Source organism: Shewanella frigidimarina (assembly GCF_003797125.1).
In the GTDB taxonomy this organism is placed as follows: Bacteria; Pseudomonadota; Gammaproteobacteria; order Enterobacterales; family Shewanellaceae; genus Shewanella; species Shewanella frigidimarina.
In genome coordinates this window covers 718571-733652 of record NZ_RKKE01000001.1, presented here as the reverse complement: position 1 = coordinate 733652, position 15082 = coordinate 718571, and the positions used below count along the sequence as shown (strand labels likewise).

At 41.4% G+C, this 15082-nt stretch carries 17 protein-coding genes; 14 read left to right on the top strand and 3 right to left on the bottom strand.

Features of this window, described 5'->3' with window-relative positions; translation table 11 throughout:
- Positions 1–16: 16 nt before the first annotated feature.
- Complete coding sequence (locus EGC86_RS03275) at positions 17–979, bottom strand: calcium/sodium antiporter (RefSeq protein ID WP_123776599.1); 963 nt, start codon at positions 977–979, stop codon at positions 17–19.
- A 187-nt stretch (positions 980–1166) separates the two neighbouring features.
- On the opposite strand from EGC86_RS03275, the gene EGC86_RS03270 reads away from it, so the two are divergent.
- The 7 genes from EGC86_RS03270 to murA are packed head-to-tail and all read left to right on the top strand — an operon-like array spanning position 1167 to position 5808.
- The gene (locus tag EGC86_RS03270; RefSeq protein ID WP_011638807.1) at positions 1167–1991 is read left to right on the top strand and encodes an ATP-binding cassette domain-containing protein; all 825 of its coding nucleotides are present in this window, start codon (positions 1167–1169) and stop codon (positions 1989–1991) included.
- The gene (gene mlaE / locus EGC86_RS03265) at positions 1978–2763 is read left to right on the top strand and encodes a lipid asymmetry maintenance ABC transporter permease subunit MlaE (protein WP_011638806.1); all 786 of its coding nucleotides are present in this window, start codon (positions 1978–1980) and stop codon (positions 2761–2763) included. The genes EGC86_RS03270 and mlaE overlap by 14 nt, the downstream gene beginning before the upstream one ends.
- A 41-nt stretch (positions 2764–2804) precedes the next feature.
- The gene (gene mlaD, locus EGC86_RS03260; RefSeq protein ID WP_011638805.1) at positions 2805–3278 is read left to right on the top strand and encodes an outer membrane lipid asymmetry maintenance protein MlaD; all 474 of its coding nucleotides are present in this window, start codon (positions 2805–2807) and stop codon (positions 3276–3278) included.
- Positions 3279–3288: 10 nt separating this feature from the next.
- Positions 3289–3957, top strand: coding sequence for an MlaC/ttg2D family ABC transporter substrate-binding protein (locus EGC86_RS03255; protein WP_220491815.1), 669 nt, complete (start codon positions 3289–3291; stop codon positions 3955–3957).
- On the top strand, positions 3954–4277 hold the full coding sequence (locus EGC86_RS03250; RefSeq protein WP_123776598.1) for an STAS domain-containing protein: 324 nt from the start codon (positions 3954–3956) through the stop codon (positions 4275–4277). Before EGC86_RS03255 ends, EGC86_RS03250 begins: the two co-directional genes overlap by 4 nt.
- 4 nt (positions 4278–4281) lie before the next feature.
- Complete coding sequence (locus tag EGC86_RS03245; RefSeq protein WP_011638802.1) at positions 4282–4533, top strand: BolA family protein; 252 nt, start codon at positions 4282–4284, stop codon at positions 4531–4533.
- 15 nt (positions 4534–4548) lie between these two features.
- The gene (murA, locus tag EGC86_RS03240; protein WP_123776597.1) at positions 4549–5808 is read left to right on the top strand and encodes a UDP-N-acetylglucosamine 1-carboxyvinyltransferase; all 1260 of its coding nucleotides are present in this window, start codon (positions 4549–4551) and stop codon (positions 5806–5808) included.
- A 109-nt stretch (positions 5809–5917) separates the two neighbouring features.
- Here the strand turns inward: murA and degS are convergent, their stop codons facing one another.
- Positions 5918–6997 (bottom strand): outer membrane-stress sensor serine endopeptidase DegS, encoded by a 1080-nt coding sequence (gene degS / locus EGC86_RS03235; protein WP_011638800.1) that lies wholly within the window; start codon positions 6995–6997, stop codon positions 5918–5920.
- 155 nt (positions 6998–7152) lie between these two features.
- Complete coding sequence (gene degQ, locus EGC86_RS03230; RefSeq protein WP_123776596.1) at positions 7153–8502, bottom strand: Do family serine endopeptidase DegQ; 1350 nt, start codon at positions 8500–8502, stop codon at positions 7153–7155.
- 322 nt (positions 8503–8824) lie between these two features.
- On the opposite strand from degQ, the gene zapE reads away from it, so the two are divergent.
- The 7 genes from zapE (at position 8825) to EGC86_RS03195 (ending at position 15058) form a co-directional block, all read left to right on the top strand.
- Positions 8825–9937, top strand: a complete 1113-nt coding sequence (zapE, locus tag EGC86_RS03225) for a cell division protein ZapE (RefSeq protein ID WP_123776595.1) — start codon at positions 8825–8827, stop codon at positions 9935–9937.
- Positions 9938–10200: 263 nt separating this feature from the next.
- Positions 10201–10629 carry a 50S ribosomal protein L13 gene (gene rplM, locus EGC86_RS03220; protein ID WP_011638797.1) on the top strand — a complete coding sequence of 143 codons (429 nt, stop codon included), beginning with the start codon at positions 10201–10203 and terminating at the stop codon, positions 10627–10629.
- Positions 10630–10646: 17 nt separating this feature from the next.
- Positions 10647–11039: a 30S ribosomal protein S9 gene (rpsI, locus tag EGC86_RS03215; RefSeq protein ID WP_011494965.1), complete on the top strand. Its 393-nt coding sequence runs from the start codon at positions 10647–10649 to the stop codon at positions 11037–11039.
- 230 nt (positions 11040–11269) lie between these two features.
- A complete protein-coding gene (locus EGC86_RS03210) occupies positions 11270–12289 on the top strand; it encodes an IS110 family RNA-guided transposase (RefSeq protein WP_123776594.1) in 1020 nt (339 codons plus the stop codon).
- A gap of 475 nt (positions 12290–12764) precedes the next feature.
- Complete coding sequence (locus EGC86_RS03205; RefSeq protein WP_011638796.1) at positions 12765–12953, top strand: DUF2065 domain-containing protein; 189 nt, start codon at positions 12765–12767, stop codon at positions 12951–12953.
- Between the two features lie 69 nt (positions 12954–13022).
- Entirely contained in the window at positions 13023–14318 is a 1296-nt protein-coding gene (locus tag EGC86_RS03200; RefSeq protein ID WP_011638795.1) for an adenylosuccinate synthase, read from the top strand.
- A 122-nt stretch (positions 14319–14440) separates the two neighbouring features.
- Complete coding sequence (locus tag EGC86_RS03195) at positions 14441–15058, top strand: tetratricopeptide repeat protein (protein WP_165872349.1); 618 nt, start codon at positions 14441–14443, stop codon at positions 15056–15058.
- The last annotated feature ends 24 nt before the right edge of the window (positions 15059–15082 follow it).

The window sequence follows — 15082 nt, the reverse complement described above, 5'->3', positions numbered from 1 at the left end:
ACCTTTATGCTCCAATCTAATGCGACTGAAATACAACAATTTGGTACGCAATAAAGGTGATTAATAATAGTGCGCCATGCCAGCGAGTAAGTTGTTGCTTAGCGCCACTGGATAATACTAAAACGGCTAATGCTGCACTGGTGCCTAATACCATATAGAAATCTCTTCCACTGGCTGAAGCATCTATTTCACCAGGAGAAATCAATCCTGGTAGTGCCAGTACCGCAAGAATGTTAAATAAGTTAGACCCAACAATATTACCAATGACGAGGTCGTGTTCTTTTTTTATGACTCCAGCAATACAGGCCGCTAATTCAGGTAAGCTGGTTCCTACTGCGATAATGGTTAAGCCAATCACAAGATCTGACAACCCATAAAACTTTGCAATACCCACCGCGCCATCAACCATCCAACTTGCTGATAGGGGGAGCAATATAATACCGACAACTAGCCAAATGATAGCATGAAAGGTTGGCACATTTTTAGGGATCTCAGATTCAAGTTCATCATCTAAGCTGTCTGGGGTTTTATCATGAGTAGCTTGCCAAATAAAATATCCCATCAACAGCAAAAGTAATGCTATGAGCATGATACCTTCTGCTTGTGTCAACACATTATCATGCAAGGTGTAACCAGCAAATACCGTCGCAGCTAACATGATAGGTATTTCGCGTTTTAAGGTCTTCGAATCTAAGCTAATGGCACCTAGTAAGGCGGTTAATCCTAAAATTAAAGTAATGTTGGCAATGTTTGAGCCCAATACGTTTCCAATAGCGGTATCACGCATGCCATCCATTGATGCGGTGGCGGCAACAAACATTTCAGGTGCAGAGCTGCCCATCGCAACGATGGTGAGTCCAATTAACATTGGAGGTAACCCTAAGTTACGGGCAAATGCAGCCGCTCCGTAAACAAATCTATCCGCACTCCAAACTAAAACAGCAAGGCCAACAACTAACATTAGGATATTAACTAGCATGTGATTCCGATAGTAGTAATTTATTAACGTGCATTTTCGCTGGATTTTTATCAAATTGAAAGCATTGCACAGTAATTGTCCACGTAATGATGGGTGATGATATGGATATAGTTGTCGCTTAATCGACAATTACAGTACAATTTGCCTTCAACTTAAAGCAAGGAAGGCTGTTATCTCCTCAACGCCAATGTCTGATATGAGCAAATCAAGTAATAAACCTTTGGTAGAAGTTAACCATTTAGCGTTTAGCCATGGTTCACGCGTGATTTATGAAGATATTTCTTTATCGATCCCAAAAGGTAAAGTAACAGCAATCATGGGGCCCAGTGGTATCGGTAAAACCACCTTGTTGAAATTGATTGGCGGACAGTTAACCCCCAGCAGTGGGCAAGTCCTATTTGATGGCCATGATATACACAAGCTTAAACGCAAAGATCTATTTGAATTGCGTAAGCGCATGAGTATGCTATTTCAAAGTGGTGCAATGTTTACCGACCTTAATGTTTTCGATAATGTTGCGTTTGCATTAAGAGAACATTCTGGATTGCCTGAAGATATTATTCGCACCATTGTATTGATGAAGCTTCAAGCTGTCGGACTTCGTGGCGCTGCATATATGATGCCTAACGAGTTATCTGGTGGTATGCAACGTCGCGCTGCATTGGCACGAGCGATTGCACTAGAACCAGAGATGGTACTGTACGATGAGCCCTTTGCCGGACAAGATCCTATTTCAATGGGCATGCTCGTAAAACTTATTCGTGAGTTGTCGGATTCATTAAAACTCACTTCAGTAGTGGTTTCTCACGATGTAGATGAAGTATTAGGTATTGCAGATTATGTCTACGTAATAGCAGACAAAAAAGTGATTGCACATGGTACTCCAGAGCAATTACGTCAATCTGACAATCCACAATTGGTTCAGTTTATTCAAGGTGCACCAGATGGCCCTGTGCCATTTCATTATCCTGCTGAGGATTATCAAGAGGAGCTACTTCGTGGGTGCAATTGATTATATTGCCGACATTGGCAAATATGCACTGAAAATAGTGTTGGGTTATGGTCGAGCTGGCATTATGTTATGGCGCGCGATCGTACATGTTCCTCGCATTAAAAAAGGCACTCCATTACTGATTAAACAGGTTTATGTGCTGGGTGTCCGTTCGATGGTCATCATTTTAGTGTCGGGTTTGTTTATTGGTATGGTATTGGCTCTACAGGGATATAATATTCTGGTTGAGTTTGGTACTGAAGAAAGTTTAGGGCCTATGGTGGCGTTAAGCTTGTTACGTGAACTTGGGCCAGTTGTCGCAGCGTTATTATTTGCTGGGCGAGCAGGCTCAGCGTTAACCGCCGAAATTGGTTTAATGAAATCGACCGAACAATTGTCGAGTTTAGAAATGATGGCAATAGACCCGCTAAGGCAAATCATTGCGCCGCGCTTTTGGGCGGGTGTGATTAGTATGCCATTACTGGCGTTGATGTTTAGCTTAGTGGGTATTTTGGGTGGACATTTAGTCGGTGTTGAATGGAAAGGCATTGATAGCGGTGCATTTTGGTCTATTCTTCGTGCGTCAGTTGAATGGCGAGAAGATATAGTTAACTGTTTGATCAAAAGTGTTATTTTTGGTGTGGTGGTGACATGGATTGCCTTGTATCGAGGTTACGAAGTCCAACCCAACCCAGAAGGCATCAGTCGCGCAACAACTTCAACGGTTGTACAGGCTAGTTTAGCGGTTTTAGCACTGGACTTTTTGCTTACGGCAATCATGTTCGGAAATTAAGATTTTTTCATTGTTTAGATTAATTTAAGTGGTTTAAGAGTATGTTGACACGGAAAATAGAGTTAATGGTAGGCGTGTTTTTGTTGTCAGGTTTATTGGCATTTTGTGTATTGGTATTCAATGTTGCAAATGTCGAATTAAAATCTAGCGCCCAGACTTATGAGTTGGTAGCCGAGTTTAACAATGTCGGCGGTTTAAAGGTGCGTTCACCAGTAAAAGTGGGCGGTGTTGTTGTCGGACGTGTGACTGATATTACCCTTGATACTCATAAACTAGTGCCTATTGTGACGTTAACAATGGATAAGCGCTTTGATCAATTTCCTGAAACCAGTAGTTTGGCCATTTTGACTTCAGGCTTGCTTGGCGAGCAGTTTATTGGTTTAACACCTGGGTTTATGGACGATGACATTTCGATGCTTGCCAATGGTGATAAAGTGCATGATACGCGCGGCGCATTGATTTTAGAAGATTTAATTGGTCAGCTGTTATACAGCATGTCATCTAAAGATAAATAGGAACGCTATTATGAAAACGTTTTTTAGTTGTGTTATAGCTTTATGCCTAGTTGGCAGCGCCGTTATCAGCCAAGGTGCTTCGGCTGCTAATGATGAGGTGAACACGAGTGATCCTTATGAGATGATCAAACAAGTCGCCAATATGACCTTTGATCGGTTTAAATCAGATAAAGAATTAATTAATGCCGATTTAGGTCACTTAAAAGTGATTGTACGTGAAGAGCTTATGCCTTACGTCGATTATAAATATGCTGCATATAAAGTTATGGGCCAGTATTTAAGTGATACAACCGTTGATCAACGTAATCGTTTTGTTGAGGCTTTTGAAGGCTATTTAGTTGCCACTTATGCTCAAGCATTAACAGAATATACCGATCAAAAAGTCGCATTTGATCCACCGAGTGATTTTAGCGATGAAAAAATAGTTGAAGTGAACGTGCAGATTATCGAAAAAGGTCGTCCACCGATTAAAATTCAATTTAAAGCGCGTCGTTTGAAAGACAACACTTGGAAAGCATTTGATTTAGTGGCGGAAGGCGTGAGCTTACTCGCCTCTAAACAGTCTGAAATTTCTAATTTAATCCGTCAGCAAGGTATTGAAGCGGTGATTACAATGTTGAATGATAAAACTCAACAGACTATTGATCGCCAACCAGCAAAAGAAGCTGCAGCTGCGTGATTACCTTCAATCAACAAGATCAACGTTGCATTGTCAGCGGTCGATTAACACAAGATGAAGTAAAACAATTGTGGCCTAAACTCCATGAATTGTTTACTGCATCGACTCAAGTGGTAGACTTATCAGCATTGGAATACGTCGACAGTGCAGGTGTTGCATTGTTATTAGCGTTTATCAAACTACATGCTTCAAGTAGCCAAGAAACAAGTGAGTCACGTCAATTGGTTAATCCAAGTGAGCAGCTCAAGAAAATGATTGAGCTTTATGATTTAGACGCTTTTTTTCAGCCAAATATAGTTTCAAATAGTAAAGGTAATTGATTTCATGGAATGTAAGGTTATTGAACAGATTTTAACAGAGGCGTTGTCGCTCACTGAAGCACATGTGACCTCTGATGGCAGCCATTATAAAGTAGTTGCCGTGGGTGAATGCTTTGAAGGCATGAGCCGTGTCAAACAACAGCAAGCGATTTATACCCCTTTAGCTGAGCAAATTGCCAGTGGTGAATTGCATGCGTTAACGATTAAAACTTTTACGCCTACCCAGTGGAAGCGTGAAAAACTTTTCAATATGTAACAACTGAGACTCACAGTGGATAAATTAACTATTAAAGCCAGCAACCCTTTAGCTGGCGAAGTCGTGATCTCTGGTGCAAAAAACGCAGCATTGCCAATTTTAATGGCTGGTGTATTAGCTGAAACAGATTTTATTGTCTCAAATGTGCCTAGCTTACGTGACGTGATCACTAGCTGTGAACTCCTTCGCTGTTTAGGCGCAGAGGTTGAAGACTTGGGCGGTAGCCGCATTCGTATTTCAACCACCAATTTAAATGAATACTGCGCCCCTTATGACTTAGTCAAAACAATGCGTGCTTCTATTCTTATTTTAGGTCCATTGCTTGCCCGTTATGGAACTGCAGATGTTTCTTTGCCTGGCGGCTGTGCTATTGGCGCACGTCCGGTGAATCTGCATTTACATGGCTTAGAGTTAATGGGAGCTAAGATTGAAGTCAAAGAAGGCTACATTAAAGCGCGCGTAGATGGCCGTTTAAAAGGCGCCCATATCTTTATGGATATGGTCAGTGTCGGCGCCACTGAAAACTTGCTTATGGCCGCAGCGTTAGCGGATGGCACCACAGTGATTGAAAATGCTGCCCGTGAGCCTGAAGTCACTGATTTAGCACATTGCTTAATAGCTATGGGTGCAAAGATCACCGGTATTGGTACAGCAACCTTAAAGATTGAAGGGGTTGAACGTTTATCGGGTTGCGAATATCGCGTTATGCCTGATCGGATCGAGACTGGTTCATTCCTCGTTGCTGCTGCTGTAACTCGTGGCAAAATTCGCTGTGTATCAGCAGACCCTAGTGCATTAGAAGCGGTATTATCAAAGCTTGAAGATGCGGGTGCTGAGATCACTACCGGCGAAGATTGGATTGAGCTTGATATGAAAGGTCAACGTCCAAAATCAGTTAATATTAAAACGGCACCATATCCTGCATTTCCAACCGATATGCAAGCGCAATTCTGTGTGTTGAATGCTCTAGCTGAAGGTACTGGCCGTGTTACTGAGACGATTTTCGAGAATCGTTTCATGCACGTTCCTGAACTCATTCGTATGGGTGCGGACATTGAACAGGAAGGCAATACTTGTATTATTCATGGTATTGATCGTTTAAATGGCGCGCAAGTGATGGCGACAGATTTACGTGCATCTGCCAGCTTAGTCATTGCAGGCTTAATGGCTGAGGGAACGACAACTGTGGATCGTATCTACCATTTAGATCGTGGTTACGAGCACATTGAAGCTAAGTTCCAAGGCTTAGGTGCTGAAGTCGTACGAGTTAAATAGCTGGTGTGAAATAACATAACTCAAATGCAGTAGTCATAAACATTACTGCTGACGCATAAAAAAAGCCATTCATTTGAATGGCTTTTTTGTCTGTGAATATTTGCGTTTACTACTCTGCTGCAGGGACTTTTTCTGAAATAATCACCGGTAATGTTTGCTTTTTACCTTCACGAATAATGGTCATATTGACTTTAGTCCCCGGCGTGGTTTCTGCAATTCTGTCCATTAACATTTCAACACCAGGAACATCTTCGTCATTATATTGAGTAATAACATCTCTAGGTGATAAGCGTGCACGTGCAGCCGGTCCATCAGGATCAATACCCGTAACCAACACACCTTTTAAATCAGGCAAGTTGAGTATCTGAGCCATTACAGGGTTTAACGGCTCACCCGAAATACCTAATGCGCCACGAATAACCCGGCCATGCTTAACCAATTTATCCATAATACTGTGGGCTAATTTAATTGGAATCGCGAAACTAATCCCATTGCCACCATTATCACCACCCACTTGGAATGCGGCAGTATTAATGCCAATTAATTCACCACTGGTGTCGATTAATGCGCCGCCAGAATTGCCTGCATTAATGGCGGCATCAGTTTGTAGAAAGTCTAAGTAACCTGAACTTAAGCCGTTACGTCCTGTTGCACTGATAATCCCTTGGGTAATGGTTTGGCCAATATTATAAGGATTGCCAATGGCCAATACCACATCACCTACTTGGGCGAGCTTATTAAGATTAATCGGCACGATAGGTAAATTGTCACCTTCAATCTTGAGCACTGCTAAATCAGTTTCGGGATCTGAACCAACCACTTCAGCAGTAAATTTGCGCCCATCTTGCAGTGCAATCACAATCTCATCAGCTTTTTTTATCACATGGTAATTGGTTAACACATAACCTTCTTTACTCATTATGACTCCTGAGCCGAGGCCTTGAAGTGAGCTTGAATTGAGTGGATTATGTTGATCAATGCTAAGGCTATAAATATTCGCAACGGCAGGGGCTGCACGGCGGACCGCTTTAGCAAAAGATAATTCTGAGCCATTATTGCTTACATTCGTTAAGCTATGGTTGAGCGAGGAGTTTTGTGTCAAAGAGGTTATGGCTAAGAAAACAGCTGCCATGACTAGACCAAATACCACAGCTTTAGTTATATAGATGCAAGTGTCTTTTAGGTTCATGGCGTGAATAATTGTTAAAAAAAATGGCTGTTATATTAACATAGCTCAAAAAATTAAGCATCGACCAAACGTTTGCCGATGCTTAATTCCTTAACTGATATCACACTCAATAATCGAATGATTGTCATCGAGTGTGATCTAGTGGGGTGACGATACTAGCGTAAAATAAGATATAGCAAGTTGTTATCACGTAATATTTTTAGCGCGACAGAGCTTTGATTGTCTTTTAGCATTTCTTTTAATGCTTTCAGGCTGGTCACTTTGTTGCGATTAAGTCCCACTATTAAGTCGCCTTTCTGTAAACCACTCATTGCAGCTGGCGAGCCTTGAGCAATCTCAGTGATCTGGATGCCTTTCTTGCTGTCTTCTAAGGTTGCGCCTTGTAACATAGGGTGTACGTTACCCGCTTCTGCTTCGACTTTATCCGCTTCACCTAAAGTTGCTTTAATGGTCTTTTTATCACCGTCACGAATAATCCCAAATTCTACTTCAGCACCTGCGCCCATAGTGGCAACTTTTGCACGAAGTTCTTGGAAGGTTTTAATGCTACGGCCATTCAGGCTGGTAATAATATCACCCGCTTTTAGTCCGGCTTTGTCAGCTGCGCTCTTTGGCATGACTTCATTCACAAAGCCACCATGTTGAGTGTCTAAACCAAACGCTTTAGCGAGTTCATTATCAAGGTCTCGTCCTGATACTCCGAGCACGCCACGTCTTACTTCACCGTGTTCAATAATTTGCTCTACAAGGTTATTCACCATATTGGCAGGGATTGCGAAACCAATACCGACGTTACCACCATTAGGGGCGACAATGGCGGTATTAATTCCGATGAGTTCACCTTTTAAGTTAACTAATGCACCGCCCGAGTTACCACTATTTATAGCTGCATCGGTTTGGATAAAGTTTTCCAGCATTTCAATGCCTAAACCACTTCGGCCTAGCGCGCTGACTATCCCTGACGTGACGGTTTGTCCAAGACCAAATGGGTTACCAATGGCCACTGCAAAATCACCGACGCGAATTTCATCAGAATCAGTTTGTTTAATAGCTATTAAGTTTTTTGCTTCAATTTGAAGTAGGGCAATATCAGATTCTTTATCTGCACCGATTAGTTTTGCTTTAACTTCACGGCCATCATGTAAACCAATTTGGATATCGTCTGCACCATTGATTACATGGTTATTGGTAATGATGTAGCCTTTGTCTGCATCAATAATAACGCCTGAACCTAAACCTCTAAAAGGGCGTTCTTGAACTTGTTCTTGTGGTGCATTAGGACCAAAGAAGTAGCGAAACACATCCGGTACTCGTTGTTTTGAAACTTGGGTGCCCGATACTGCTACCGACACAACCGCTGGCGTTGTCCGTTCTAACATTGGCGCTAAGCTAGGAATGGCTTGCCCGTCGACGGCTTGTGGAATTGCAGCGAATGATAGCGCGGGTGTCATGGCTAACGATGCAGTTAATAACGCAGCAGAAAGTAAGCTTAATTTGGTTTTCATCTATGGATAGCTCCTGTATGCATTCAAGTTTGATAACATAAAATATGTGGCTTGATGGCATGATTTCAAAGTTAAATATCGTTAATCATTTTTGTTAGTGTGTTGCCGTGAGTTTGTTTGGTGATGTCCTAAAATGGTGAGCATGTCAGCACAATGATAAGCAAACAATAAGCAAATTTACGTTAATCAATCAGAGTAGTGGTCATCGTGTTAGTTCCATTTTTATTAACAAAGGTTAATTTGATCCGTTGAAGCCATTACTCGTATTGATTGTTTAATGTTATTATTCGCAGCAATTATTTGATGTAAGAGAGTCGTAATCGTGTCGCAGTTAACCCCTTGGCAGCATTATCAGCAAGACCTTACCCGAGATGATTTTTCACATGATGCCGCACAAGAACAAGCGGTTAAGTCACTACAACGAGTCTATGATGAATTAATTGTCGCGGCTAAACCTGCATCTAGCGTGAGTAAATTATTTAGCGCAATAGGAATCAAGTCGACACCTACACCAGTAAAAGGTTTGTATTTATGGGGTGGCGTTGGCCGAGGTAAAACCTATCTGATGGACACCTTTTTTGATGCATTGCCAACAGATCGAAAATTACGTGCTCATTTCCACCGCTTTATGCACCAAATTCATCATGACTTAGGTGAACTCAAAGGTGTGCAAGATCCTCTGCTTACTATTGCAAAAAAGATGGCTTCGCAATATCAAATTATCTGTTTCGATGAGTTTTTTGTGTCGGATATCACCGATGCCATGCTGCTAGGAACGTTATTTCAAGCATTATTTAAAGAAGGGGTTGCCCTCGTCGCTACCTCAAATATCATTCCTGATGAATTATACAAAAATGGCTTACAACGGGTGCGCTTTTTACCTGCCATTGCCCTGATTAACCAACACTGTGAAATCTTAAATGTTGATTCTGGAATTGATTACCGTCTGCGTACTTTAGAGCAGGCAGAGATTTATCATTATCCACTTGATGAACAAGCTGACATCAATTTATTACATTACTTTGACCAGTTGGCGCCGGAATCTGAAAAACTTACTACTCCTATAGACGTTGATGGACGTGCAATTCGAATTCGTCAGCAGTCGCAAGGAGTGCTGTTAATCAACTTCCGCGATTTATGTGATGGGCCTCGCTCACAGCGTGACTATATGGAAATGGCTTGCCTCTATCATACTGTGCTGGTGAGTGGTTTAGAGCAAATGGGCTCCCAGCAAACGGGTGATGATATTGCCAGACGCTTCTTGGCTATGGTTGATGAATTCTACGAAAGAAATGTCAAATTGATTATTTCAGCCCAAGTCGAATTGGAACATATTTATACCGATGGCCAGTTAAATTTTGAATTCAGACGCTGTCGTTCAAGGCTGATTGAAATGCAATCAAGAGAGTATCTGGCGCTGGAACATTTGCCTTAAACTTGTAAACGATACTTTTTGAAAAGTCGGGCATTTTTTGATCATCGCTCATTGAGTGATTTATTTGAAATATTATCAAAAAGCAGGTGATCTTTGCTGTGGCTTTGCGTATAATCTGCGACCTGCCCGCGTTAATCCGCCAATTTGGGCGGAAGTTGTAAGCCAATATTCATGTTCGAAGGGGCAAGAATCGGTAATTTTGTGTTGATTGCAACCTGCAGTCGGCATGTGAGACAGAAAATTAACTTTGGGTTTTTGTAATAATGAAGACTTTTACTGCTACACCAGAAACTGTAACTCGTGACTGGTTTGTTGTTGACGCTGAAGGCAAAACTTTAGGCCGTATCGCAACTGAAATCGCAACTCGCTTACGTGGCAAGCATAAGCCAGAATACACTCCACACGTTGACACTGGTGATTATATCATCGTTATCAATGCTGAAAAAGTGACTGTAACTGGTAATAAAGCTGCTGGTAAGATTTACTACTCTCATTCAGGCTTCATTGGTGGCATTAAGCAAATCAGCTTTGAGAAGCTTCAAGCTCATAAGCCTGAAATGATCATCGAGAAAGCAGTTAAGGGTATGTTACCAAAAGGTCCTTTGGGCCGTGCCATGTTCCGTAAGCTTAAAGTTTACGCTGGCACAGAACATAACCACGCTGCACAACAACCACAAGTTCTTGATATCTAAACGGGAGGAGTAAGCAAATGTCTGCAACTCAGTACTACGGCACTGGCCGTCGCAAAACATCTACAGCTCGCGTTTTCGCTAAAGCAGGTAGTGGCAATATCGTTGTAAACCAACGTCCTTTGGATGTATATTTTGGTCGTGAAACTGCTCGTATGGTTGTTCGTCAACCATTAGAGTTAGTTGAAATGACTGATAAATTAGACATCTATGTAACTGTAAAGGGCGGTGGTACTACTGGCCAAGCTGGTGCAATTCGTCACGGTATTACCCGTGCATTATTGCAACTAGATGAAGCTTTACGTCCTACTCTACGTAGCGCTGGTTTTGTTACCCGTGATGCACGTAAAGTTGAACGTAAGAAAGTTGGTCTACGTAAAGCACGTCGTAAGCCACAGTTCTCTAAGCGTTAATTCGTTTTTTGGATTCAAAAAACCCAGCATTTGCTGGGTTTTTTATTGCCTAAAATTTATCGTGTAAAATGTGCTTTGTGTGCGTTAATGATGTTGTATAGCATCAATGTGAATAGGCCAGAAACATCGGCTGAAAGGTACATAACCTGATGTGATGGTCTCCTCCCACTACGGCATCGATGTGCCATGATTGAAGTGGTTACAAACAATCAAAATGGGAGAAGACCAAAATGAAGATTACAACAATAGGGTTAGACATAGCAAAACGATTCTTTCATATGGTTTGTTGCAATGAACAAGGTCGGTTAATTAATAAAAAAATGTTAACACGAGCTCAAGTATTAGCGTTTTTCCAAAAACAACCAACATGTTTAGTTGCTCTTGAGGCTTGTGCAACATCGCATTATTGGGCTCGAGAAATACAAAAGTGTGGTCATAAAGTAAAGCTTATTCCACCTCAACATGTAAAAGCCTTTTTAATTGGCAATAAAAATGATTATAACGATGCTTTCGCCATTTCTGTTGTAGCAAACCAGCTACATATTAAAAGTGTAGGTATAAAGTCGATAGCACAACAAGATAATCAAGAACAACATAAAGCCAGAGAACTAACCGTAAAACAAAGAACTGCACTTTGTAACCAAATCAGAGGGCTGATTGCTGAATACGGCATTATTTTAAACCAAGGTGTGAGTCGCATACGGAAAACCATCCCATTAATACTGGATGATGAAACCACACAATTATCAGAGGCGTTCAAAACAATACTGAGGCAGCTACAAGCACAACTTAATGCATTAGATACGTGTATTGAAACCTATAGCCAATTAATTGTTGAAACAGTCAAAAATAATGCCATTTGCCAGAGGATACAAACCATACCGGGATTTGGACCGATGGTGTCCAGTGCCTATTTTAATGAAGTCGGTAATGGTGCTAATTATAGGCGAGGCCGTGATGTATCTGCTTCATTGGGTATTGTTCCTAAACAGCACAGCAGTGGAGGTAAAGATATTTTACTTGGGATAAGTAAGCGAGGTAATAGTTACCTAAGGTGTTTGTTAATACAAGGTGCTAAAGCGGTTGTATCCAGAGCAGGCACCAAGAATGACAAGTTGAGCCAATGGATAAATAAGCTTGTGCAAACTCGAGGGCATAACCGCGCATGTGTCGCTTATGCTAACAAAATGGCGAGAATGGCTTGGGCTATAACCGTGTCAGGCGAAGATTATTCAACGATAGAAAAATAAGTACCAATAAAAAGTAAACCGCTCTTCAACGAATTGCGTGGGTAAAATGAAACGATGACATAACAGGTAAAACCTGCATATTGAAAACCTGGCGAGTTCAGTGGTAGTCAATACCGATAACCTGATAAGGACAATATGTGCGGAATACATCGAGGCCAGAAGTCTTGAACTTCCTATAAAGGCCGTATATATGACAGCAATCCTGTCCCTGTTATCGATGAGTGATACCTTGCAATACGGGAGGAGACCATATATGAACTTGAGATGCTCTTGCTAACTGCGTTATTCTTTACACAAGCAGGCTTGTAATAGGTCAGCTATTGGTGCGTCAATTCGTCTTGTTAGTAAGATAAATAACAAGTTTGATAGTGGTTAATGACTAAACTTTGATCTTTATAATTATATTCTCACCTTTTAACACTAGTTGAGGTTACATAATTAATGGAATTGGTATCAGTTAAAAAGAGGCTAAAACATGAATTTACCATTGTTAATGACCGCATTTGGCTTAGTTTTAATTATTGAAGGGCTTGGTCCGTTACTTTTTCCTAACAAGTGGCAAAAATATTTATTAGAGCTTTCTACACAAAAGCAAAATGTTCTCAGACGCTTAGGTGGATGTTTAGTTACTGCAGGAATTGTTTTATTGATTATTTTTCAATAAAACACTTGCCTATAACCCCCTAAAATCTGTTAAAATTCTATTTTATACCACAAGACGTTGCAGCTAATAATGGGCAAAAATGTAGTCGTACTCGGCACTCAATGGGGTGACGAAGGCAAAGGTAAGATTGTCGACCTTTTAACAGAACAGGCAAAATACGTAGTTCGTTACCAAGGCGGCCATAATGCCGGTCATACTTTGGTAATTGATGGTGAAAAAACCGTTCTTCATCTTATTCCGTCAGGCATTTTACGTGATAACGTAAAATGTATTATCGGTAATGGTGTGGTTGTTGCTCCTGATGCGTTGATGAAAGAAATCAACATGCTAAAAGGACGCGGCGTACCTGTCGAAGAGCGTTTATTAATTTCTGAAGCATGTCCGCTTATCCTTCCATTCCATTGTGCATTGGATATTGCTCGCGAGAAAGCTCGCGGTAATCAAGCCATTGGTACAACGGGTCGTGGTATTGGTCCTGCATATGAAGACAAAGTATCTCGTCGCGGTTTACGCATCGGTGATTTGTTTAATGCAGAACTTTTTGCGACTAAGTTACAAGAAGTGATGAAATATCATAACTTCATGCTAACTGAGTACTACAAAGTTGAAGCCGTTGATTACCAGCAAACACTTGATGATGCATTAGCGATTGCTGATTATCTAAAAAGCATGTGTACTGATGTTAGTGAAATGCTTGATGTTGCGCGTAAAGCGGGTGAGCCAATTTTGTTTGAAGGCGCTCAAGGCACATTATTGGATATCGACCACGGTACTTATCCATTTGTGACTTCATCAAACACGACAGCTGGTGGTGTTGCGACTGGTTCAGGTTTTGGTCCTCGTCATTTAGACTATGTTTTAGGCATCATGAAAGCTTATACGACTCGCGTCGGTGCTGGTCCATTCCCAACAGAATTAGCCAATGAAATTGGTGATTATATTGGTGAGAAAGGCCAAGAGTTTGGTGCAACAACTGGTCGTAAGCGTCGTCCTGGTTGGTTGGATGCTGTGGCAATGCGCCGCGCAGTTCAAATCAACAGTGTTAGTGGTTTTTGTTTAACTAAATTAGACGTTTTAGACGGCCTAAAAGAAGTTAAAATTTGTGTTGGCTATCAATATGCTGATGGAACAGTTTCAAAGGTTACGCCTTTGGCTGCAGAAGGATATGATTTAGTTACCCCAATATATGAAACCATGCCTGGTTGGAGTGAAACCACTTTTGGTGCCACAACAATCGAGCAATTGCCTCCAGCGGCAATAAATTATATCAAGCGTCTCGAAGAGTTATTAGAAACGCCTATTGATATTATCTCTACTGGGCCGGACAGAAATGAAACCATGATTCTGGTTAATCCGTTCAAGTAAACTAAACAGGCCGCGATAAGCGGCCTTTTTAATGGGCGCAATTAACGGTAGTAACAGTTTCTATTCAAGAAATACGCTATACTGCCGATGGATAAGTCATGAAAGTGTCATCGAGAATCCTTATGTTGCGTATCTGTTTATTATTGTTGAGTGTGGTTTCGATCAATGTATTTGCGGTGACAGAAGCCGTCGATATCTATAGCGATCAACAATTGATTTCGCTCATCCGCTCAAATCAATATTTACAACGCGTAAAAGCAGACGACTGTCAGCTGGTTCAAGACATTGAAGCCCGTGCAGAAGTATTACAGCAACCCATGTATCAGTTTTTATGGGGCGAAATGCTTAATAACGGTGTTTGTGTCAAGGCTCATCCTTCTCGCGGCATAGCGCTACTAAAAACCTCAGCTGAGCAAGGTAGTGCTGAAGCGATGGTAAAATTGGCAGATTATTATTATCGCGGTAAACTAGTGATTAAAGATCCCAATCGTGCAGTGCAATACGTGTTGCCTGCTGCAGCGAACGGTGATTTAACCGCAATAATGACACTGGTTCGTTTATTTGGTGAAGGCTATGGAAGTCCTGCCGATTATGAACTTGGCTATCATTGGTTATATAACAGTATATTTGATGACGACGCCCAACAGAAAAAGGCATCGTCTTTATTGCAGATGCTCGCTGCAAAAATGCCCGCCAGTACTGTGGCCAGGGCACAGCAGCCTCAGCTGTACAAACGTTAAAGGCTCCAAAATATGGAGCGAATT

What these genes read in the sequence shown, in the direction of transcription:
- EGC86_RS03275 (WP_123776599.1), bottom strand. Translation starts at nt 979, where the DNA reads ATGCTAGTTAATATCCTAATGTTAGTTGTTGGCCTTGCTGTTTTAGTT.
- EGC86_RS03270 (WP_011638807.1), top strand. Translation starts at nt 1,167, where the DNA reads ATGTCTGATATGAGCAAATCAAGTAATAAACCTTTGGTAGAAGTTAAC.
- mlaD (WP_011638805.1), top strand. Translation starts at nt 2,805, where the DNA reads ATGTTGACACGGAAAATAGAGTTAATGGTAGGCGTGTTTTTGTTGTCA.
- EGC86_RS03255 (WP_220491815.1), top strand. Translation starts at nt 3,289, where the DNA reads ATGAAAACGTTTTTTAGTTGTGTTATAGCTTTATGCCTAGTTGGCAGC.
- EGC86_RS03245 (WP_011638802.1), top strand. Translation starts at nt 4,282, where the DNA reads ATGGAATGTAAGGTTATTGAACAGATTTTAACAGAGGCGTTGTCGCTC.
- degS (WP_011638800.1), bottom strand. Translation starts at nt 6,997, where the DNA reads ATGAACCTAAAAGACACTTGCATCTATATAACTAAAGCTGTGGTATTT.
- degQ (WP_123776596.1), bottom strand. Translation starts at nt 8,502, where the DNA reads ATGAAAACCAAATTAAGCTTACTTTCTGCTGCGTTATTAACTGCATCG.
- rplM (WP_011638797.1), top strand. Translation starts at nt 10,201, where the DNA reads ATGAAGACTTTTACTGCTACACCAGAAACTGTAACTCGTGACTGGTTT.
- rpsI (WP_011494965.1), top strand. Translation starts at nt 10,647, where the DNA reads ATGTCTGCAACTCAGTACTACGGCACTGGCCGTCGCAAAACATCTACA.
- EGC86_RS03210 (WP_123776594.1), top strand. Translation starts at nt 11,270, where the DNA reads ATGAAGATTACAACAATAGGGTTAGACATAGCAAAACGATTCTTTCAT.
- EGC86_RS03205 (WP_011638796.1), top strand. Translation starts at nt 12,765, where the DNA reads ATGAATTTACCATTGTTAATGACCGCATTTGGCTTAGTTTTAATTATT.
- EGC86_RS03200 (WP_011638795.1), top strand. Translation starts at nt 13,023, where the DNA reads ATGGGCAAAAATGTAGTCGTACTCGGCACTCAATGGGGTGACGAAGGC.
- EGC86_RS03195 (WP_165872349.1), top strand. Translation starts at nt 14,441, where the DNA reads ATGTTGCGTATCTGTTTATTATTGTTGAGTGTGGTTTCGATCAATGTA.